14 protein-coding genes are annotated in these 21,033 nt (G+C 71.5%); 12 read left to right on the top strand and 2 right to left on the bottom strand.

Annotation, left to right across the window (positions count from 1 at the left end; all coding sequences use genetic code 11):
• The first annotated feature begins 43 nt into the window (after positions 1-43).
• From RUR_RS25430 to RUR_RS25390, 9 genes are all read left to right on the top strand, one after another.
• Complete coding sequence (locus tag RUR_RS25430) at positions 44-1,129, top strand: GNAT family N-acetyltransferase (RefSeq protein ID WP_283137699.1); 1,086 nt, start codon at positions 44-46, stop codon at positions 1,127-1,129.
• A 365-nt stretch (positions 1,130-1,494) separates the two neighbouring features.
• A complete protein-coding gene (locus RUR_RS25425; protein ID WP_283137698.1) occupies positions 1,495-2,196 on the top strand; it encodes a glycosyltransferase family 2 protein in 702 nt (233 codons plus the stop codon).
• Positions 2,193-3,218, top strand: a complete 1,026-nt coding sequence (locus RUR_RS25420; RefSeq protein WP_283137697.1) for a glycosyltransferase family 2 protein — start codon at positions 2,193-2,195, stop codon at positions 3,216-3,218. Before RUR_RS25425 ends, RUR_RS25420 begins: the two co-directional genes overlap by 4 nt.
• A gap of 37 nt (positions 3,219-3,255) precedes the next feature.
• The gene (locus RUR_RS25415) at positions 3,256-4,050 is read left to right on the top strand and encodes a polysaccharide deacetylase family protein (RefSeq protein ID WP_283137696.1); all 795 of its coding nucleotides are present in this window, start codon (positions 3,256-3,258) and stop codon (positions 4,048-4,050) included.
• The gene (locus RUR_RS25410) at positions 4,043-7,504 is read left to right on the top strand and encodes a polysaccharide biosynthesis protein (RefSeq protein WP_283137695.1); all 3,462 of its coding nucleotides are present in this window, start codon (positions 4,043-4,045) and stop codon (positions 7,502-7,504) included. The genes RUR_RS25415 and RUR_RS25410 overlap by 8 nt, the downstream gene beginning before the upstream one ends.
• Positions 7,501-8,736, top strand: coding sequence for a cytochrome P450 (locus RUR_RS25405; protein WP_283137694.1), 1,236 nt, complete (start codon positions 7,501-7,503; stop codon positions 8,734-8,736). The genes RUR_RS25410 and RUR_RS25405 overlap by 4 nt, the downstream gene beginning before the upstream one ends.
• 13 nt (positions 8,737-8,749) lie before the next feature.
• Positions 8,750-9,670, top strand: a complete 921-nt coding sequence (locus tag RUR_RS25400; protein ID WP_283137693.1) for a glycosyltransferase family 2 protein — start codon at positions 8,750-8,752, stop codon at positions 9,668-9,670.
• A complete protein-coding gene (locus tag RUR_RS25395) occupies positions 9,667-10,752 on the top strand; it encodes a GNAT family N-acetyltransferase (RefSeq protein ID WP_283137692.1) in 1,086 nt (361 codons plus the stop codon). The genes RUR_RS25400 and RUR_RS25395 overlap by 4 nt, the downstream gene beginning before the upstream one ends.
• On the top strand, positions 10,749-11,969 hold the full coding sequence (locus RUR_RS25390; protein WP_283137691.1) for a DegT/DnrJ/EryC1/StrS family aminotransferase: 1,221 nt from the start codon (positions 10,749-10,751) through the stop codon (positions 11,967-11,969). Before RUR_RS25395 ends, RUR_RS25390 begins: the two co-directional genes overlap by 4 nt.
• Positions 11,970-11,982: 13 nt before the next feature.
• Here the strand turns inward: RUR_RS25390 and RUR_RS25385 are convergent, their stop codons facing one another.
• Positions 11,983-12,279, bottom strand: a complete 297-nt coding sequence (locus RUR_RS25385; protein WP_283137690.1) for a helix-turn-helix domain-containing protein — start codon at positions 12,277-12,279, stop codon at positions 11,983-11,985.
• A gap of 162 nt (positions 12,280-12,441) precedes the next feature.
• Positions 12,442-14,025 carry a M4 family metallopeptidase gene (locus RUR_RS25380; protein ID WP_283137689.1) on the bottom strand — a complete coding sequence of 528 codons (1,584 nt, stop codon included), beginning with the start codon at positions 14,023-14,025 and terminating at the stop codon, positions 12,442-12,444.
• 483 nt (positions 14,026-14,508) lie between these two features.
• Here RUR_RS25380 and RUR_RS25375 point away from each other — a divergent pair, with 483 nt between their 5' ends.
• The 3 genes from RUR_RS25375 (at position 14,509) to RUR_RS25365 (ending at position 20,413) form a co-directional block, all read left to right on the top strand.
• Positions 14,509-15,615, top strand: a complete 1,107-nt coding sequence (locus RUR_RS25375; protein ID WP_283137688.1) for a glycoside hydrolase family 26 protein — start codon at positions 14,509-14,511, stop codon at positions 15,613-15,615.
• Positions 15,616-15,806: 191 nt separating this feature from the next.
• Positions 15,807-20,027 carry a glycosyltransferase gene (locus tag RUR_RS25370; protein ID WP_283137687.1) on the top strand — a complete coding sequence of 1,407 codons (4,221 nt, stop codon included), beginning with the start codon at positions 15,807-15,809 and terminating at the stop codon, positions 20,025-20,027.
• Positions 20,024-20,413 carry a hypothetical protein gene (locus RUR_RS25365; protein ID WP_283137686.1) on the top strand — a complete coding sequence of 130 codons (390 nt, stop codon included), beginning with the start codon at positions 20,024-20,026 and terminating at the stop codon, positions 20,411-20,413. The genes RUR_RS25370 and RUR_RS25365 overlap by 4 nt, the downstream gene beginning before the upstream one ends.
• Positions 20,414-21,033: the final 620 nt, after the last annotated feature.

The raw sequence follows: 21,033 nt of genomic DNA, 5'->3' as shown, positions 1-21,033 counted from the left end.
CCCCGGGCCAACGCCGAGGATTTCCACAAGGAGGCATCGACCGGTGCAGATCACCGTCACTCACCCGAACGACCTAGGTGAGCGCGAGAGGAGGCGGTGGCGGGAGCTCCAGGGGTCCACTCCGTCACTCGACAACGCCTTTCTGTCGGTGGAGTTCACCCTGGCGATGGGAGCCCTGCGCGACCACGTCCGGGTGGCCGTGATCAACGACGGTCCCGACATAGTCGGATTTTTCCCGTATGAGCGACATCCATTTGGCATCGGCCGCCCCCTCGGCGGGTTCCTCACCACCTGCCACGCGGTCATCAGCGATCGGGACCTGGAGCTGGACGGCCGGGAGCTGCTCCGCGGATGTGGATTGAACGTCTTCGAGTTCGACCACCTGGTCCCCGGGCAGCGGGCGTTCGCCCCGTACCAGTCCGGTGTGCACCCGGTGCCGGTGATGGACCTCACCTCCGGTTTCGAGACCTGGGCCGAGACGGTGCGGGCCGCGTCGCCCAAGAATTTCAAGACCATCCGCTACAAGGAGCGCAAGCTCGGCCGGGAGCACGGCGAGCTCCGATTCGTCTGGGCCGCGGCGGACCCCGCCCTCCTCGATCGGCTGATGCGCTGGAAGTCGGACCAGTACCGCAGGACCGGCCGGGTGGACCGGTTCGCCCGGCCGTGGATCGTCGCGCTCCTGAAGGAGACGCACCGGCACCGGAGCGAGGATTTCGCCGGATGCCTCACGATGCTCTACGCAGGCGACACTCCTATCGCAGGACACTTCGGTTTGCGCACAAAACACACACTTGTTGGGTGGTTCCCGGCGTACGATGACGCCTACTCCGGCTATTCCCCCGGAATGGTGCACCATCTCCGGCTTGCCGAAGCAGCGGCACAGGCCGGACTGCATTCCATCGATATGGGCAAAGGCGGCAAAGAATACAAAGGCTGGCTTAAAAGCGGCCAATCATCGGTCGCGGAGGGCCGGATTTCCCGGCCTTCACTCGCCGCCTCGGCGCATTGGCTGGGCCGGGTTCCGTTCGTCCGGACCCGAGCCCTGGTGCTCAGCCACCCCGGCCTCTACCGGCGAGCCGATCGGGTGCTGAAGGGCTTCGCCCGGCTACGTGCGCCAAACCGTCCCTGAAGTGCGTCGTCAGGAGCGGTCACCCGTGTTCCCCAGCTGTGTCATCCGGCGGTGACACCTTTCACCGGCGTCCGTTCAGGAGGTCCCCTGGCTTAAAGCCCCGATTAAGCAGATCGCAAGCACCCCGTAGGAGACTCTCCACACGATCCCCATTCGGACCGGGACGGAAAGCTTGCGCGCCCGTTCAGTCGCGCCGGTCAGTTTGGCTCCCGTTACGAGAGACAGACCGTCCGAAAGGACCCAGCACCATGACCCCCGAGAGCACCAAATCCTTTGTTCCGTCCTTACCAAATGTAAAGCCTAGTGTAAATTTGACCCCCTATATCCCTCTGACAGCGAGTCTAGCAATTTCTCCCACTGTCAGTGTGGTCATCCCGGCGCTCAACGAGGCCGAGAATCTCCCGCATGTTTTCGCCACCCTTCCGCACTGGATCTACGAGGTGGTCCTGGTCGACGGCCGGTCCTCCGACGACACCGTCGCCGTGGCCCGCCGGCTCCGCCCCGGGCTCCGGATCGTCCAGCAGAAGGGCAAAGGCAAGGGCGACGCCCTCACCTCCGGCTTCCGCGCGTGCACCGGCGACATCATCGTCATGATCGACGCCGACGGCTCGACGGACGGACGCGAGATCATCAAGTTTGTGGGCGCCCTGGTCACCGGGGCCGACTTCGCCAAGGGGTCACGCTTCGCCAACGGTGGCGGGAGCGACGACATCACCTTGGGCCGGCGGGTCGGCAACCGGATGCTGGGCGGACTGGTGAACTGGCTCTACGGCACCCGCTACACCGACTTGTGTTACGGGTACAACGCCTTCTGGGCCCGGCACCTGGACACCCTCGACCTCGACTGCCCCGGATTCGAGATCGAGACGTTGATGAACATCCGGGCCGCCCGGGCGGGGCTGCGCATCCAGGAGATCCCCAGCCACGAGCGGAACCGGATCCACGGCGAGAGCAACCTGCGCGTCCTGCGGGACGGCTGGCGCGTTCTCAAGACCATCCTGCGGGAGCGGCGCAAGCCGTTCACGCGCCGGGCCCCGGCGCCGCTGCCCACCCGGGACCCGCGATGACCGGCCCGGCGCCGCTGTCCACCCGCCGCCGACCCGAGACGGCGACGCGCGGCACGCCGGAACGCACCCGGCGGACGGTCAGCGTCGTGGTCTGCGTCTACACCGAGGACCGCCTGGACGACATCGCGGCGGCGCTGGACTCGATCCGGGTCCAGACCCACCCCGCGGACGAGCTCATCGTGGTCGTCGACCACAACCCCGCCCTGTACCGGCGGCTGCGCCGGGAGCACCCCGACGCGATCGTCGTGGCGAACCGGGAGGAGCGCGGGCTGTCCGGCGGCAAGAACACCGGGGTGGCGACGGCGACCGGGGAGATCGTGGCCTTCCTCGACGACGACGCCGTGGCCGACCCGGGCTGGCTGGCGCACCTGCTGACCGGGTACGACGACCCGTCCACCGTGGGGGTGGGCGGGCTGACCCGGCCGCTGTGGGCCAGGCGGCGCCCGTCCTGGTTTCCCGAGGAGTTCGACTGGACGGTGGGCTGCACCTACCGGGGCATGCCCACCGGCCGCTCCCCCGTCCGCAACCTCATGGGCGGCAACGCCTCGTTCCGCCGGGAGGTCTTCGCCCAGGTCGGAGGGTTTCGCACCGGGATCGGCCGGGGCCGGGGCAAGCGTCCGCTCGGCTGTGAGGAGACCGAGTTCTGCATCAGGCTGAGCCAGGAGCGACCGGGCGCGGTGCTGCTCTACGAGCCGCGCGCGGCGATCGGGCACCGCATCCCCGGCGAACGCTCCCGGTTCGGCTACTTCCGCACCCGCTGCTACGCCGAAGGGCTCTCCAAGGCGCAGGTCACCCGGAGCGTGGGCAGCGCGGACGGCCTGTCCAGCGAGCGGGCGCACGTCGTGAAGACCCTGCCGCGGGGCGTGCTGCGCGGGCTGGCGCAAGCCGTACGAGGTGATCTGTCCGGGGTGTCCAGGGCGACCGCGATCGTCCTCGGCCTGGGTTTCACCACCGCGGGCTACGCCGTCGGCCGCCTGAGCCGCTCGTTCCGGCGGGCGTCGACCGGCGGGGATCGAGACTGACCGGCGATCGGGGTCGGAGGGGAACGGAGCGAGCGAGATGACCGTCAGGGTTCCGGTGCTGATGTACCACTCCGTCACCGATCGCCCCAATGCTGCGACCAGGCCGCTCGCGGTGACCCCGGCGGCCTTCGCCGAGCAGCTCGCGGCGCTGCGGGAGGGCGGGTTCACCCCCCTGACCCTCTCCGGCCTGCTCGACGCCGGACGGGGACTCCCCGGGCGACCCGTCGTAATCACATTCGACGACGGCTACGCCGACTTCCACTCCGAGGCCCTGCCGATCCTGACCCGGTTCGGCTTCCCGGCCACGGTCTTCACGACCAGCGGCTGGGTGCAGGACGCCGGGCACCAGGAGGCGGGGCGCCGCCTGGACCGGATGCTCAGCTGGGGTCAGCTCGCCGAGGCCGCGGAGTGCGGTGTGGAGATCGGCGGGCACAGCCACAGCCACCCCCAGCTGGACCAGCTGCCCACGGCCCGGCTCCGCGACGAGCTGCGCCGGAACAAGGCGCTGCTGGAGGACCGGCTGGGCCGGGCGGTGACCACGATGGCGTATCCGTACGGCTACTCCAGCGCCCGGGTCCGCGCCGAGGTCCGCGCCGCGGGCTACACGGCGGCCTGCGCCGTCGCCAACGACCTGCTCGGCGGGGACGGACCGGACCGCTACGCGCTCCCCCGGCTGACCGTCGGCCCGGCCACCTCGATCGACCGGTTCCGCCGGGCGACCGCCGGGCGGTCGGTCGGCCGGATCTATCTGCGGGAGCGCGTGCTCACCAAGGGGTACGCGGTGGTGCGCAGGACACGGTACGGCCTGCGGCGGGTCGTGCGCCGTGACTGAGACGACCACCCATGACGTCGGGGCGGGCGCGGGGCGTCCGCCCCGCTGGGCCGCGCTCTGGAACCGCCTGCCCAAGGATCTGAACAATCCGCTGCTGCGCAACGCCTACTCCCTCATGGTGAACGCCGGGGCGACCGGGGTGCTGGGCCTGGCGTACTGGGCGATCGCGGGGAAGTTCTACTCCGTGGCGGACTACGGCCGGGGGTTCGCGCTGATCGCGGCGATGCGGCTGCTCGCCGCGCTGACCTCTTTCGGCTTCGTGGGGGCGCTGACCCGGTTCCTCCCCGAGGGCGGGGTGCGCACCGGGCGGCTGATCCGGCTCGCCTACCTCGTCGGCGGGGCGGCGGCCGCGATCGCCACGGGCGGCTTCCTGCTCACCCAGGACCCGGGGGAGAAGGCCCACCGCTACGGGCTCGGCGGATTCCCGGAGGAGGCGTGGTTCCTGCTCTCCGTCGTGCTGTGGTGCGTGTTCACCCTGCAGGACGTGGTGATGACCGGGCTGCGCAAGGCCTCCTGGGTTCCGCTGGTGGGGATCGGGGTCGGCGTCTCCAAGATCGTCATCGTCGCGGCGCTCGCCGAGCTCCTCCCCGGCCAGGGGATCTTCCTCGCCTGGACCGTGCCCGCGGCCCTGGCCGTGATCCCGGTCACGATATTGATCTTCCGGAACCTGGTGCCCCGGCACGCCCGGGAGACCGGATACCGCACCCCGCCGACCGCCCGGCGGATCGGCCGGTTCCTCGCCGGGGACCTGCCCGGCCAGGTCCTCATCCTCACCAGCGTCTACCTCATGCCGGTCCTGGTGTCGCGGCTGGGTTCCCTCGAGGACGCGGCGTACTTCGGCGCCGCGGTGACCCTGGCGGGCGTCTTCGACATGCTCGCGATCAACATGGCGATCTCGCTCACCGTCGAGGGCTCCTTCGACACGAGCCGGCTCGCCGACAACTGCCGAACCGCGCTGAAACGCACCCTGTTCCTGCTCACCCCCATCGTCGGCGCGGCGGTGCTGCTGGCACCGTGGCTGGTCACGATCGTCGGCAAACCCGAGTTCGCGGAGCACTCCGCCCCGGTGCTCCGGTTCCTGGCCCTGGCCACGCTCCCGCACGCGGTGATCGAGATCTATCTCGGGGTGCTCCGCGCGCAGAGCCGGTCGCGGCGGCTCCTGGTGATCCAGGGCCTGCTGTGCGCGCTGGTGATCTCCTCCGGCACCGCGGCCTTCCTCCTCGGCGGGCTCACCTGGCTCGGCGTGACCATGTTCGGCAGCCAGCTCGTCGTGGCGGCCGCCGTCACCCCCGGCCTGATCGGCCTGCTCCGCCGGGAGCGTCCCCGGGACACCCCGCTGGAGATCCGCCGGGAAATGCCCTCCCCCGACGAGACCCCGACGCTGGTCATGGTGATCGTCGGCGGCTACCCGACCCTGGTGGCCAAGCAGCCGACCGTGATCATCGTGGACCCCACCGCGGATCCGCACGCCACCACCGTGGTCACGCCCATCGTGCGGCCGGACGTCCTTCTCGCCCGGACGGCCGTACGGCGTTCGCTCGTCGACCACGTGCGGATCTGGCTCCCCGGCCTGCTGGTCGTCGAGGGCCTCGTCCTCTATCTCCTGGCGCTCAAGCTGACCCCGGGGCCCTACACCGGGGTCGACCTCTACCAGGCGGACGCCCTCGGGCTCGTCTCGGTGCTGCCCCCGGCCGCGCTGATCGGGCTCGCGCTGATCGTCACGGCCTTCTTCATCACCCTCGGCCGGCCGGAACACCGGCCGTACCTGCTCTCGATCCAGCTCGCCGCGATCGCGTTCTGCCTGCACGCCGCGGCGCCGCTGGTCGAACCGCACGCCCGTTCCGCGGCGGCGTGGGGGAACGCGGGCGTCGTGGAGTACATCCTGCGGACCGGTGAGAGCCCGCCCGGCGGCGCACCCGGCGTCCTGGCCGGGGTCGCCTTCGCGCTGCGGACCGCGGGCGTGAGCGACCTCGGGCCGATCCTGACCTGGACCCCGGTCGTGGTCAACCTGCTCTACCCGGTGCCGCTGCTGCTGCTGTTCCGCCGGATGCGGGCGGACCGCCGGGCCAAGTGGCTCGCGGGAGGGATCTTCGTCGTCGCGCAGTGGGCGGGACTCGACCTCTTCTCCCCCGGCGCGGTGACCTACCTGCTGTACCTGGGGTTCGCCGCGATCCTGGTCACCTGGTTCGGCCGGGACGATCACGGGATCTCCGGTCAGTGGCCGTCCCGCGCGGCCGGGCGGGTCCCACTCGCCGCCCTGCTGATCGGCTGCCTGGCCGTGGCGCTCGCCTCGTCGCAGACCGTACCGGCGGCGATGTTCGGGGTCTGCGTCCTGATGGTCGCCGCAGGGCACCACCGGGCGGGGTGGCTGCCCCCGATCCTGCTCGCGATGCTCGCCGTCACCTGGTTCGCCTTCCCCGGGACCGCCTCCCCGGCCGGGGAGGTGCCCCGGTTCATGCTCGACCTCCGGCTGCTGATCTGCGCCACGCTGCTCGCCCTGGCCGGGCTCGGCCAGCTCCGCCGGATGCGCCGGGACGTCATCGACCGCTCCGCGCTGGCACTGCTCCTCGCCCCGCTCTTCGCCCTGCCCACGGCCGATTTCGCGGAGGTCTACCTCTTCGCGCTGCCGGGGATCGCGCTGCTCGCCGCCTACGCGTTCCTGCCCGGCGTCCCCGACACCGTCCGTACCCGCCGCCTGCGCGACCGGCTGACCCCCGAACGGTACCCGGCCCTGACCGGGCTGCCCGCGGGCGAACGTCGGGACGGGCGGGCCTGGCTCGCCCTCACCCTCGCGTTCGCCGCCGTGGCCGCGCTGGCCGGGTCCTTCTTCGTGGCCCGGTACGGGGACGAGCGGTACTCCTGGTTCTCCGACGGCGAGATCGCGGCGGTGAACGCCGTGCATGCCGCCGACCGGGGACGGGTCCGGGTCCTCCACCTGGGCCCGCAGGCCCGGGGCATCCCGCTCGGGGCCCGCGACATCGAACGGGTGACCTTCGCCGGGACCGCGCTCCCGGCCGACCCGCGGGACGTCTCCTCGTTGCTCGCGGCGCTCCGGGACGCGGGGCCCGGCGCGCTCCTGATCTCGACGAGAGGCCAGGACGCGTACCTGGAGAGCGAGCTGGGCTATCCCGCCGGATGGGGGATGCGGATCAGGACCGCGCTGGCGCGATCCCCGCAGGTGCGAACCGTCCTGTGGAACCGCGACGCCGCCGTGTTCGCCGCCGCGCGGCAGGCGGGCACGCCCGGCCCGCGAGCCCCGGGGGAGCCGGAGGCCGTACCCGCCCCGGAGCGCGGGCCGTGGGCCCCGTTCGGGATCGCCCTGGTCGCCGTGCTGATCGTCGTCTTCGTCATCCGCCAGACCCTCGCCCCGGCCCGGCTCGGGCACCCCCTCGTCACCCTCGTCGTCGCCGCCCTGTCGATGGCGGGGCTTCTCATGATCTGGAGCGGACCGTGACCGACCCGATCGACCTCGCCGACCTGGCCTTCTGGCGGCAGCCGCCGGCCCGGCGCGAGGCCGCCTTCGCCCGGCTGCGCGCCCGGGAGGGTCTGGCGTTCTTCCCCGAGCGCAGGGTTCCCCTGCTGCGCAAGGGCTCGGGGTTCCACGCGGTGGCCCGGCACGCCGACGTCGTCGAGGCGAGCAGGAACCCCAAGCTGTTCAGCAGCGAGCCGTCGGTCTCCACCCCCGAGCCGCCGGGCTGGGTGAAACACGTCTTCGGCGAGGCGCTGGTGAACATGGACGACCCGCGGCACGCCCGCCTGCGCCGGATCGTGGCCCGCGCCTTCACCCCCAAGATGCTGGCCAAGCTGGAGGACGACCTGCGGCGGGCCGCGGCCGAGATCGTCGACGACGTGCTGGCCGAAGGACCCGGGGACTTCGTCCGGCAGGTGGCGGCCCGGCTGCCGATCCGGGTGATCTGCGACATGGTCGGCGTGCCGCAGCGGGACAGGGCCCGGGTGCACCGCCGGGTGGACGTCTCCACCGAGTACACCGGGGTCCGCGCCGACCTCGTCCGTACCCTGCGGATGGCGGCCGGGAACGTGTACGCCCTGGTCGACCTGCAGCGGCTCGTGGTGCGCCTGGGCCGCGAGCGGCGGGGCAGACCCGGGGACGACCTGGTGTCCGCGCTGGTCAACGCCGACCACGACGGGGAGCGGCTGACCTGGCGGGAGCTCGGGTCGTTCTTCACCCTGCTGCTCGTGGCCGGGAACGAGACGACGCGCAACGCGCTGGCGTACGGGCTGAAGCTCTTCACCGACTCCCCCGATCAGCGGGAACACCTGCTCGGCGACTACGACGCCCGGATCAAGGGCGCGATCGAGGAGATCGTCCGGCACGCCACGCCGATCATGCAGTTCCGCCGGACCGTCACCCGGGACTGCGAGCTGGGCGGGCAGGAACTGACCCGCGGGGACAAGGTCGCACTGCTCTACGTCTCCGCGAACCGGGACGAGACGGTGTTCAAGGAGCCGGACGTCTTCGACGTCACCCGGGATCCGAACCCGCATGTGGGCTTCGGCGGGCCCGGACCGCACTTCTGCCTGGGGGCGAACCTGGCCCGCCGGGAGATGACCGTGATGTTCCGTGAGCTGTTCACCCGGCTGCCGGACATCCGGTCCGCCGGCGAGCCCGTCCTGCTCGAATCCAACTTCGACAACGGCGTCACCCGCCTGCCGTACACCTTCTGAAGGGACGCCCACCGTGAAAGACCAGCCGGGGATCACCGTCGTGATCCCGACCCGGAACCGCACCGGGTTGCTCGGGGAGACGCTCGCCTCGATCCGCGCCCAGGAGTATCCGGGGCTCCTGGCCACCGTGGTCGTCTTCGACCAGAGCGAACCGGACGAGTCGCTGACCTCCGACGATCCCCTCCGGCCGGTGCGGGTGCTGGCCAACTCCCGCCGACCGGGCATCGCCGGGGCGCGCAACACCGGCATCACCGCCGCGGGCACCGAGCTGGTGGCCTTCTGCGACGACACCGACCTCTGGCTCCCCGGCAAGGTCGCCGCGCAGGTCGCCGCGCTCCGGGAGGATCCGGCCGTCGAGTTCGTGACCTGCGGCATCCGGCTGTTCAACGACGAGACCGGCTACGACCGGCCGATCCCGCTCACCCACGTCACCCAGGACGACCTGCTCCGCCGTCAGCTCTCCGCGCTCCACCCGTCCACCTACCTGATCCGGCGGGAGGCGTTGACCGAGGGGTTCGGGCTGGTCAGCGAGGAGCTGCCCGGCGGCTACGGGGAGGACTACGAGTTGCTGCTCCGCGCGTCCCGGCGCACCCGGATCCGGAACGTGCCGCAGCTCGGGGTGGGCATCCGGATGCACTCGGGCTCCTACTTCGACTTCGTGAAGTCCAGCGAGACGATCTCCTCTGCGCTGCGCTGGATGCTCACGAGCTATCCGGAGTTCGCCGGGGCGCCGAGCGGGTACGCCCGGCTGGCCGGGAAGATCGCCTTCGCCGAGGCGGCGCTCGGGCACACCCGGACCGCGCTGCGCTGGATCGGCCGGGCCGCCCGGCGCAGGCCCTGGGAGCCGCGGGTGTACCTGGCCCTCGCGGTCACCGCCGGGGTGTCGGCGGACACCGTGGTGGCCCGGCTCAACCGGATGGGCCGCGGGATATGAGGGTCTCGGTCGTCCGGCCCGCCGAGCTGGGATCGGCGGAGGTCGCGGCCTGGCGGAAGATCCAGGGGGCGGTGCCGCACCTGGACAACCCCTTCCTCAGCCCGGAGTTCACGATCGCCGCGGGGGAGGTCCTGCCGCACGCCCGGGTGGCGGTGCTCTCCGCTGGAGCGGATATTTGCGGATTTTTCCCGTTTGAGCGGGGCAAATTCGGAGTTGGTACGGCGATCGCCGGGTGGGTCTCCCTCGGCCAGGGGATCGTCGCCCGCCCCGAGGCCCTGCCCGAGCTCGATCTCCGTGTGCTGCTGCGCGAGGCCGGGCTGGACGTCTTCGAATTCGGGCTCCTCGTCGGGGGACAGCCGTGGTTCGCCCCGCACACCACCCGGACCATGGACTCCTTCGTGATGGACGTGGGCGACGGCTACGACGCCTACCTGGCCGCGCTCCGGAACTCCGCGCCGAAGGTCGTCAAGAACACCCGGTACACCGAGCGGCGCCTGGCCCGAGACGCGGGGCCGGTCGGCTTCGACCCCGAGGTGTCCGACGAGAGCCTGCTGCGCCGGGTGCTCGGCTGGAAGTCCGACCAGTACCGGCGGATGGGCCGCGCCGACCGGTTCGAGCGGCCCTGGGTCGCCGAGCTGGTCCGGCGGCTGCACCACGGCCCGCTCGGCGCCCTGTGCGTGCTGCACGCCGACGGCCGCCCGATCGCCGGGCACTTCGGCCTGCGTACCGCCACCTCGCTGATCAGCTGGTTTCCCGCCTACGACCCCGAGTACGGGCGGTACTCCCCCGGGCTGATCCAGCACCTGAAAATGGCCGAGGCCTCAGCCGCGGCGGGTATCCGCAGGCTGGACCTCGGTCCCGGCGAGAACTACCTGTACAAGCGGCAGCTGCACACCGCCACGGTCACCGTGGGGGAAGGCTGCGTCCGTAGGCACTCCCCCGGCGGCACCCTGCACGCGCTCCGGCGGGTCCCGGCGAACGCGGCACGCCGCCTCATCCTGGACACCCCGCTGCTGTACGGCGCGGCGGACCGGGCCCTGCGCGGCTACAGCGGACTCCGGGCCAAGCTGGGGCGCCGATGAGCACCCGGTCCCTGGACGCGGAGGAACAGCTGAGCTCGATCATGGCGGAGCGGATCCGGCGGGAATGCCTCTTCGTCCCCTCGGCCAGAATCGGCCTCTACCTCGCCCTGCGCCACCGGTTCTCCCCCGGGAACCGGATCCTGATCGCCCCGACCAACTGCGAGACCGTGCTGTTCACCGTGCTCGTGGCCGGACTCACCCCGGTCATGGCGCCCGTCTCACCCCGCAACGGCAACATCGACGTGCCCCGGGTGGACTGGACCGGTCTGGCGGGGGTGGTCTCCACCAACCTGTACGGGCTCCCCGACGACCTCGCGCGGCTCCGCGCCGAATGCGACCGGCGGGGACTCACCCTGATCGACGACGCGGCGCACGCGATGCTCACACACGCCAGGCTCACGGCCGTGGAAGACCGGCCGGCCGGCACCTTCGGCGCGTACGGTCTGTTCAGCCTGTCCAAGCACGCCCGAGCCATGGGCGGCGGGTTCCTCGCGGTGGAGGACCCTCGCGAACTCCCGGCCCTGCGCCGGCTGCGGGACGCGCTGCTGATCCCCGGCGGCCTGCGCCGCGACGTACTCGGCGCGCTCCGGCCGAGCCTGCGGGAGACGGTATACGCCACCGGGCTGGTCCGGCCGCTCTGGCACCTGCTCAAGGCGACCGGCGTGATCAAGTGGACCGGGCACCGGTGCGATCCCCGGCCCGGGGAACTGAGGAAGGCACTCGCCACCCGGGTGCTCACCCGTGAGGCGCACCGGTCCGAACTGGACGCCTTCGAGCCGTGGATGTCGGTGGACACCGGCGACTGGCGCCGACGGCCGGGCCCCCGCACCCTCGCCTACCTGCGCACCCGGTTCGACGTGGTCGACCGGGAGCGGGAGCGGCGCCTGTTCGGGTCACGAATGCTGCAGGAGAGCCATTTCAGCGCGGCCGCCGTATGGGAGGACCGGCCGCAGCCGCTGCTGCGGGTCCCGCTGCTGGTGGCCGATCGGGACAAGGTCGTCTTCGCGCTGGAACGGCTCGGCGTCGTCCCCGGCTTCGTCTACGACCCGCCTCTGGACGACTACGCCGGGCCGACCCTGGTGCACCCGGGGCCGACCCCCGAGGTAGCACGCTGGTGGACCCGGCACGTCTTCCCGGTCGACCCGCTCCGGGCCGGGCCCACGCTCCGGCTCCTCTTGGACATCGGCGCCCGCCCCGCGCCCGATCCCCCTTCGTGAGGATCCGGCGGGGTCAGTTCGCGTCCTGAAGCCGGAACTCCACGGTGAGCCGCATGTCCAGCGCGCCGGCGAGCCGTTCCAGCATCGGGATCGTGGGCATGGTCCCGCCCGCCTCGAAGCGCGCCACCGCGGGCTGCTTCAGCCCCGCCCGTCTGGCCAGCTCGGTCTGGGAAAGGCCGAGTTCCTCACGGCGGAGCCGTACGGCCTCCCCCAGTTCGAACCGGATCCGAGCCGCCTCATAGGCGACCCCGGCACCCGGACGACCCATGATCTCGTCTCGCTTGTCCGCCCAGGCCCTTCGCTCGCCCATCACTCACTCCTCATCCACCGTGTGGGCTTCCGCGATCCATCGCTTCATCGCCTGCACCAAGCACCCCCAATTCATAACACGGATGTTATAGACGAGGCAGGAGACCTGCTGCGGGAACGGGTAGTTACCCACCTTCAAGGGGTTGGTCGTGGTTTGGTGGGGTTAGGGGCAGGCGGGTTCGCCGAGGGCGGGTCCGACGCCCACCGCCTGCCAGGCGGCCTTGACCCGGGCGTGCTCGACACAGGACGGGGCGTACACCTCCTTCGCCCCCCTGAGGGAGGCGGCTCGGGCACGGGCGTGCGACCACGTCGTGGTCTTCCGGTTGAGCATCTCCATGAAGATCCTCCCGGCCTTCTGGATGCCCAGACCGACCACCGCGGGGCCCTGGCAGACCGGGCTGTTCGGCAGTCCGCCGCCCGGCGCGCTGCCCATCGCCAGCAGGTAGAACCAGTGGTTCTGCACCCCGGCCGCCCGGTGCGGCTCCATACTCGGCACCGACGAGGTGTAGCAGTCGGCGTCGCCGAGGAGCGACGGCTGGTACATGTACCGATCCGGCCCCGTCCCCAGGCGGTTCACCTCCTCGCCGACGACGAAGTCCGGCGGGTCGTAGGCGGCCGACTCGTTCGCGTAGTACTCGGTCAGGGCGCCGAAGATGTCGGCGCTGGACTCGTTGAGCGCGGGCTTCTCATCGACGGCCAGGCCGTTCTCGGCCAGCCCGGTGAAGCTGCCCGGGGTGTACTGGAAGATCACATGACCGAACTCGTGGCCCACCTGGTCGAAGGAGGTCAACTGCCGGTTCCGGTCGAGGCTCCGGCCGAAGTTGACGTCACTGCCGTTCCAATAGCCGGTGACGTCGTTGTAGCCCACCCGGATCGGGAACCCGCGGTTGTTGGCGTCCACCCCGAAACGGTTCAGCCAGCTCGACAGCATGTCCCACATCTTGCCCATCGCGTACAAGGCGTCGACGCAGGCGGTCTCCAGGTTGGTGCCGACGCCGTTGCCCCAGTTGTCGTCGGGACCGCTGTAGACGACCCCGTTCTGCCCGCCGCACCGGACCCCGGTCCGCGGCAGGTCCTCCATGGAGTAGGTCGAGACGATTCGGCGGGTGTTGAAGACGACCGGGCCGTGGTAGTGGCTGTTGCCGTTTCCGGCCCGGACCTGGTCGTCGGAGTCGATGACCGCGCCGGTCAGGGCGTCCACGTAGACGTGCAGGATGCTCGGGAGGTGGCCGCGGACGCCGTGCACGACGACCTTGTAGGCGAGGCGGCCCGCGTCCACGGCGACGACCGTGAGTTCGGGCGCCGTGCTGAAGTTCGCGACGGGGAGCAGGGCTCGGGCGATCCGGGTGGCCTCGATCGGCGTGAGTCTGGGGACCGTCGGGACGTCGAGCGCCTTGGTCTGGCTGACCGAGGTGCTGAGGACCTCCCCGCGGGCGTTCACGGTGACGACGAAGTCCCCGCCGTGCACCGGGAGCCCGGCGTGGGTCCGGCCGAAGAAAACGTGCCGCAGGCCGCCGATCCCCGCCACCGTGCCAAGGCGCCGTACGACGTCTTCGGACGAGGTGAACAGGACTGCGGGATCGGCCTGGACGAAGGCGTCGGCGGCGCGGACGGCGAGCGCGTCGGGCGGTTCCGACGCCGGGCCGAGTGCGGCCCGGGGCCCGGCGGCCGCCGCGGGGAGCGCGGACAACGCCAGCACGAGCCCCGTGATCGCGGCCCCGAAGGCCAAGCCCGTGTTTCCTCTCATGCGTGTGCTCCTTCCGGCTGGCGACGGCCTCGCGGTCTTCGTGGGACGGCGGGACCGTGGGTGGGGAGGATCTCCGGGCGGCGGATCGCGGGGTGGGGGTGGAGCCACGACGTCGCCGACCGGGGGATTTCGGGAGAATGCAGTGGCTCACATCGCAATTTCCCCATGAAGTTGACTATTCATGACTTCCATTGTCAATAGCCCGGTTTGGGTAGACAACAGTAACCTTGCGAAATATCCGCATTTATGGGGTAGTAGGCAGCTCGATAGCCTGCTCACATGGGGTCAGGGGGTTCACCGACCCGAGTCTTCAAGTGGGCGCCGGAATGTGCTTAAGTGGCCCGGCAAGCGAGCTGCAAGCCCGATTCCTATGCTGCTCACAACGGCTTTCACCGGCGTGCGCCCCTCAGGGGACGAAAGGCGCACCCGATCGGCGGACCGATCTCGTCGCGTGCGGTGTCACTACATCTCAATGGAGGACAGATGCCTCAGGACGAAGGGAGGCATGCCCGGCCACGCCGGGCACACGCCCTACTTTGGACCGTCGTCGCGACCGTCGGGCTACTGGTGATCGCCGGAGGGATCTACGCCGTCGCGGCCAACCGCGACCGGGTCCTCCTCACCCTGCTGGGTCCCGGCAACACCCAGACCGAAGCGCATTCAAGCCCGCTGCCGAGCGCGGACCCCTCGTGCCGGCCCAGCGCCAAACTCGTCCCGCCCTGCGGCGCCTGGTGGGGAATGTACGTCCCGCCCGCGGCGGGAGGAAGCCTGCGGACCGCCGTACTCGATATGGAACAGCGCATCGGCCGCAAACTCGACCTCCTCTTCACCTACCACGACATGTCTTCCGGGACGACCGGGAACTTCCTGCGGGACGACGAACCCGAACTGGGCGAGGACCGGCTCCTGCTGCTCGGCTGGGAGTCCTCGGTCTGGGGGCGGAACACCCAGATCGAGTGGGGGGAGATCGCGAGCGGCGCCCTCGACGGGCTGATCGACGCCCAGGCCAGGCGGGTCAGAGACTACGGCAAGCCGGTCTTCGTCGGCTTCGACGGGGAGAAGGACAACGACGACGGATCGTCCGGAACGCCCGAGCAATACGTCGCCGCCTACAAGCGCATCGTGGACCGGTTCCGCGCGGCCGGCGCCGACAACGCGGTCTGGGTCTGGGGCGTCACCGGCTACTACCCGTACCGGGACCGCTGGAAGCCGCTCTACCCGGGCCACGACTACGTCGACTGGATCAGCTACGACCCGTACAACTTCGCCCGCTGCCGCAACGCCCCGTGGCAGGACTTCGAGCAGACGGTCAAGCCGACCTACGACTGGTTCCAGGCCAACGGGTTCGCGGAGAAGCCCCTGATGATCGCGGAGTACGGCTCGGAGAGCGACCCGCGGGACCCGGCCGCCCGGGCGAACTGGTACCGGGACATCCCGCAGGTGCTGAAGCGGCTGCCGAACATCAAGGCCGTGATGCAGTGGAACTCCAAGGACCCCGACGGGTGCGACTTCACGCTCACCGGGGACGGGGTGCTGGAGGCGTACGCGGAGGCGGGCCGGGACCCCTACGTCCGGCAGCCGCTGCGGTGAACCGGTAAACGGCGGGCGCGGCCCGACCGTCCCGTCTCGGGAATCCACGGAACCCTCCAAGCCGGATATGACGGAAAAGAATCATCCGACGGCCCGGTGGTGAGATCCTCTTTCGGGTGTCCCGGGAACGGCGCAGAATCAGGGCGTGCCCGAGTGAGGCTGACGGACGGCGAGGCTGACGAAGAGCACCCATGACTGACGAGAATCGCGGCGACGACCACGCCCCCGAACCCGGCGACGAGGGGTCGGACGTCCGGGCGACCCGCCCCCGCCCGATCGTGCCCCGTCACCCCTCCCCCGCCGAGGCGCCCGGCGGCATCGACGCCGCCCCGGAGGAGCCCCCCGACGAGCCGGAGAACGACCGGACCCGGCCGACCCCACACAAACCGGTCCGGCCGGCCTCCCCCCCGAAGGGCGGTACGGCCGAAGGCGTCGGCGAAACCGTCGTCCGCTGGACCCCCGCCCCCCGCCGGTTCCCCCGGCCGGAAAGCGCACCTCCTCCCGGCGGCGAAACCCGGCACGCGGACCCCCCGGCCGGACCGGAGCGGCCAGGCGGCCCGGTGGACCCCGCCTCGGCGACCGTGTCCTTCCCGGTCGTCCGCAGGCCACCCGCACCGCCCGAACCCGCCGGCACCGAGACCACGACCCGGCAGACGCCCCGGAAACCCCCCGCCGGGGCCGACCGCCCCGGCTCGGACGCCTCGGCCACCGTGACCCGCCGGATCGTCCGAGCGGAACCGGCCGCGAAGAAGCCCCCGACGACCTCCTCCCCGCGTCCGCGGGACTCCGGTCCGGCCGCGGATCCCGAACCCAAGACGTCTCCCCCGACCCCACCGCCCGTCCGGGCGGCCACGCATCCCACCCTCAAGGCGCCGCCGAAGGCATCGCCGCCGAGCACCGGCGCGGCCAAGCCCACGTCTCCCGCTTCGGACGTCGCCGCCATCGGCCACGTCCCCGTACCGTCGGCCTCCCCCGCGACCACGCCCCCTCGACGGCCCGGTTCGAGCGGTGCTCCCGTACCGCCGAACACACACGCGGATACCAGGTCACCCACGGCTCCGGGGCCCGAGACCGCCTCTCCGTGGTCCCCTCCGGCCCGAGTCCCGGCCGAACCGCGGTCCGGGGCCTTTCCCGCAGCGCCGAGTACGCCGACCCCGGAACCCGAAGCCGCCGTCTCCCCCGCGCCCCCGATCGTCCCTCCCCCCGAGACCCCGGAGGAACCGCGGCCCGGAGCCTCCCCCGCACCTCGGACGCCGACACCAAGACGTCCCGCCCCGGAACCCGAAGCCGCCGTCTCCCCCGCGCCCCCGATCGTCCCTCCGCCCGGAGCCCCCGAGGAACCGCGGCCCGGAGCCTCCCCCGCACCGCCGGACATCGCCCCGCGGCACCCTGGCCACAAGCCGCTCGACACAGCCGAACCCGAGGCCGTCGTCTTCCCCGCGGCGTTCTCCCCCGCCTCTCCGATCGTCCCTGCCCCCAGAGCTCCGGCGGAACCGCGGTTCGGGCATCCGCCCGTGCCACCGCATCCGGCCCCCGGGCCCTGGAACGCCCCCGGCGGGGCCGCCGCGCCGCCGGAGCCGGTGCGTCCGCGGCCGACGCTGTCCGTGGTGATCTGCGCCGACGACCCGGAACGGTGGTACGGGCTGGTCTCGGCGGTGGAGTCGGTCCGGGCCCAGCAGATGCCGCCGGACGAGGTCATCGTGGTGATCGACCACTGCCCGGAGCTGTACGAGCAGGCGCGGGTGTCGTTCTCCGGGGTCCGGGTCATCCACAACCAGGAGGAGCGCGGCGCCGTCGGCTCCACCAACTCGGGGGTGGCCGCCGCGAGCGGAGACGTGGTGGCGCTGCTGTCGGAGGACTCCGCGGCGGAGCCGGACTGGACGGCGTGCCTGCTCGCGGCGTACGCCGATCCCCGGGTACTCGGCGTGGGCGGGCAGATCAGGGCGAACTGGGCGACCGGCCGGCCGAAGTGGTTCCCCCCGGAGTTCGACTGGGCGGTCGACTGCTCCTATCAGGGGATGCCCGGCACCCGTACCTCGGTCACCGACTTCACCGGGGCCGGAGTCTCCTTCCGCCGAACCGCCCTCGCCCTCTGCGGCGGGTTCACCGGCAACCTGACCGAACTCTGCCACCGGCTGCTGGAACGCCACCCGGGCTCCTCGCTGATCTACGATCCGACGGCCGCGGTACGGCGCCGCGTGCCCGACCGGCAGGCGCGAAGGTCCTACTTCCGCGCCCGCTGCTATGTGGAGGGCCTCACCAAGGCCGCGGTCGTCAACCGGGTCGGGCGGGCCGAGGTCCTGGAGCCGCAGCTCGCCGTCGCCCGCGTCGCCCTCCTGAAGGGCCTCATCCGCCCCCGGCGCCTTCCGGCCACCGTGACCGGGATGACCGCGACCGTGCTGGGCTATCTGGCCGGCCGGTTGCGGGGGACCGGGATGTTCGCCGAACCGGCCTTCTCCCCCTTCGCCCCCCGGACGAGCCCGAGCCGGGCCCCCGCGCCCGGTGTCCCGGCTCAGCCCGTACCGCAGGCGCAGCCCGTACCGCAGGCTCAGCCCGTACCGCAGGCTCAGCCCGTACCGGCGGAGACGAAGGCCCGTCCGGAGCGGAGGGCGGGACGGGCGGGCAGGCTCGCGGCCAAGCTTCCGCTCCCGCTGGCGCTGCTGCTCTGGGCGCTCTCCCTGCGGTCGGTGCCGCTCGGCGAGATGACCGACCTCGGGCTGCTGACCGTCCTCCCGGTGACCTACTTCGCCGCCCTGGTGGTGCTCACCGCGGGTTTTGTGACCGCGCTGGGCCGGACGGGCGCCGTGTGGCTCTCCGGGTACGTGCTCGGCCTGATCGCGATACTCCACGCCACCCCGGCGATCCTCTATCCGGAGCTGCGGTACTCGTGGGCGTGGAAACACGTCTCGGTGATCGACTACTTTCTGCGGCACGGCGCGACCGACCCCGACGGCGGGGCGCTCGCCGCCTACAGCCAGTGGCCCGGCTTCTTCTCGTTCACCGCGCTGATCGCCCGGGCCACCGGGGTGCAGGACGCCACCCTCGCCCTGGCGGAGTGGGCGCCCGCCTTCTTCAACGCGGCGATGCTGATCCCGCTGCTGCTGATCTATCGCACGGTGACCCGGAGCAGGCAGCTGGTCTGGGGCGGGGTCTTCGTCTTCTACGCCTGCTCCTGGGTGGGCCAGGACTACTATTCGCCGCAGGCCACCGCGCTCCTGCTCTACCTGGTCACGCTGGGGATCGTGCTCCGACGGTTCACCCGGGGGCTGGCCGAGCGGCGGATCGGCAGACCCCCGCAGGGGGATCTGGCGGCCGTCCCGCCCGAGCCGTCCGGCCGGAGGACGCGGTTCGCCTGGTTCCTCGTGCTGCTGCCGGTGATCGTCGCGATCGCCTCCACCCATCAGCTGACCCCGCTGATCCTGGTGGCCGCGCTCGGCGCGCTCTTCCTGCTCCGGCGCCATCGGAACCTCGGGCTCCTGGTCGCCACCGGCCTGATCGTGGTCGGCTGGGACCTCTGGGTCGCGTTTGAGCTGCTGCAGAGCCGTTTCGCGGACATTCTCGCCGAGCTCGGCGACCCCGGGGGCAACGTGGGCCAGGGCTTCATCGAGCTGGGCGGTTCGGTCGCCCCGGGACAGGTGATCGTCGCGCTCGCCGACCGGGCGCTCTCGGCCGGGGTCTGGCTGCTGGCCGTCGCCGGGCTGCTGCGCAGACTCCGGCAGTTGCGCCGGCCGATGCTTCCGCTGCTCATGCTGGGCCTGGCCCCGCTGCCGTTCTTCGCGGGCGGCGGGTATGGCGGAGAGATCATCTTCCGGGTCTACCTCTTCGCGCTCCCGGCGGCGGCGTTCCTGGCGGCGGCCCTGTTCCTGCCCTCCCGCCGCTCCTGGATCCGGCTCGCCGTCCTGCCCGTCGTACTCGTCGGCATGATCGCCGGCTTCCTCTTCGGGAACTACGGCAAGGAGCAGACCAACTACTTCACCACCTCCGAGGCGCAGCTGGTCCGGCGGCTGCACCAGGCCGCCCCACAGGGCTCCCAGATCGTCGCGCCGACGTTCTTCCTGCCGCGCGCGTACGACTTCTACGAGCGGTTCGAGCAGACCTGGCTGGACGAGCTCCCCGCCAAGCGGGAGGGCATCCCCGCCTTCGTGCCCACCCTGCCCGAGCTGCTGGCCGATCCGGCGGATGCGCTGATCCGGCTGATGTCGCGGGTGCCGCCCGGGGCACGCTCCTACCTCGTCCTGAACCGGACCCAGCGCTTCGCCACCGAGACCGCGGGCATCTTCCCCGCCGGCACGGTGGCCCGGATAGAGAAGGCGGTGGCGGACTCCGGCAGGTTCCGGGTCTTCGCCAGGAACTCCGGCGGCGTGATCTACCAGTTCGTGCCGCCGACCCGAGCCGACGGAGGCGGGTCGTGAGGGTACCCAGAACGCTCTTCCTGCTGCTGGCCGCGTCGGGCTGGCTCACCCTGACGGTCGTCCAGAGCGCCCCCGGGCCGGTACGCCTGGTGGCCTCCCTCACCTTCCTGCTGCTCGGCCCCGGTTTCGCGGTGGTGGCCGCGATCCGCCCGATGCTCAGCCGCAAGGGTTACGTCGCGAACCCGCTGGAGGCGACCGCCCTGGCGCTGGCGCTCAGCGTCTCGCTCGGCGTCCTGGTGAGCGAGACGTTCTTCCTGCTGGGCCGGTTCGAGGCCGCCGACGTGCTCATGGTGCTGGCGGGGCTGACCACGTGGGCCGCGCTCTGGGCGCTGGTCCGGGACGCCCTCGGCAGGCGGAGATCGCGCCGCCTGGCCGGCCGTACCTGACGGGGCGTCCACCCCGGAAGGCCGCCGGGATCCCTCATTGTGCCCATTGATGTGTGAGTTTCCCAGGACTCTCCCATCTACCCCCAACATCCTGAAATCAGCCAGAAAACGGGCGAAACCGGAGAGTCGACACGGTGGCTTGGGGGTAGAAAACGAGCGGACCGAGGACGCCTCAGGAGGAGATGTGGCCCTAGCGTGGCTGCCGCATGCCGGTCGGATCACCGTTCCGAAGGACGGTGGAGCCATGATTGGAGGTGCCCCACGAGCGGTCTGGTTCACCTGGACCGCCGACCCGAGCAAGGTCACGGCGAAGTCGGTGGCACAACGACTCGCTCAACTAGACAGGCCGGCGCACCTGGTCTGGAACCCGGTGATGGATCAGATCGTGCAGATGCTGCCGCCCACCCGGGCGGCGTGCGGCCTGCGACGACGGGAAGGAGAGCTCGACACCAACCGGGAAGGCCGGGTGTGCGCCCAGATCCAGGTGATCGGCTCGCTGGCCGAGCCCTTCACCGACGGTGAGCTCAACGGCCTCGACCGGATCCTGACCTGGCTGGACATGTGGGGGGTGCCCCCGCGCTGGCCCGCCGGACCGCCGCTGCCGTACCCGCACTCGTTCG

The organism is Rhizohabitans arisaemae (assembly GCF_025996515.1).
GTDB classification, from domain to species: domain Bacteria; phylum Actinomycetota; class Actinomycetes; order Streptosporangiales; family Streptosporangiaceae; genus Rhizohabitans; species Rhizohabitans arisaemae.
This window is presented reverse-complemented; position numbering and strand designations above follow the sequence as displayed.

Excerpts from the sequence above, each read along its gene's own strand:
- RUR_RS25420 (WP_283137697.1), top strand. The coding sequence starts at position 2,193 with ATGACCGGCCCGGCGCCGCTGTCCACCCGCCGCCGACCCGAGACGGCG.
- RUR_RS25415 (WP_283137696.1), top strand. The coding sequence starts at position 3,256 with ATGACCGTCAGGGTTCCGGTGCTGATGTACCACTCCGTCACCGATCGC.
- RUR_RS25395 (WP_283137692.1), top strand. The coding sequence starts at position 9,667 with ATGAGGGTCTCGGTCGTCCGGCCCGCCGAGCTGGGATCGGCGGAGGTC.
- RUR_RS25390 (WP_283137691.1), top strand. The coding sequence starts at position 10,749 with ATGAGCACCCGGTCCCTGGACGCGGAGGAACAGCTGAGCTCGATCATG.
- RUR_RS25385 (WP_283137690.1), bottom strand. The coding sequence starts at position 12,279 with ATGGGCGAGCGAAGGGCCTGGGCGGACAAGCGAGACGAGATCATGGGT.
- RUR_RS25380 (WP_283137689.1), bottom strand. The coding sequence starts at position 14,025 with ATGAGAGGAAACACGGGCTTGGCCTTCGGGGCCGCGATCACGGGGCTC.
- RUR_RS25375 (WP_283137688.1), top strand. The coding sequence starts at position 14,509 with ATGCCTCAGGACGAAGGGAGGCATGCCCGGCCACGCCGGGCACACGCC.
- RUR_RS25370 (WP_283137687.1), top strand. The coding sequence starts at position 15,807 with ATGACTGACGAGAATCGCGGCGACGACCACGCCCCCGAACCCGGCGAC.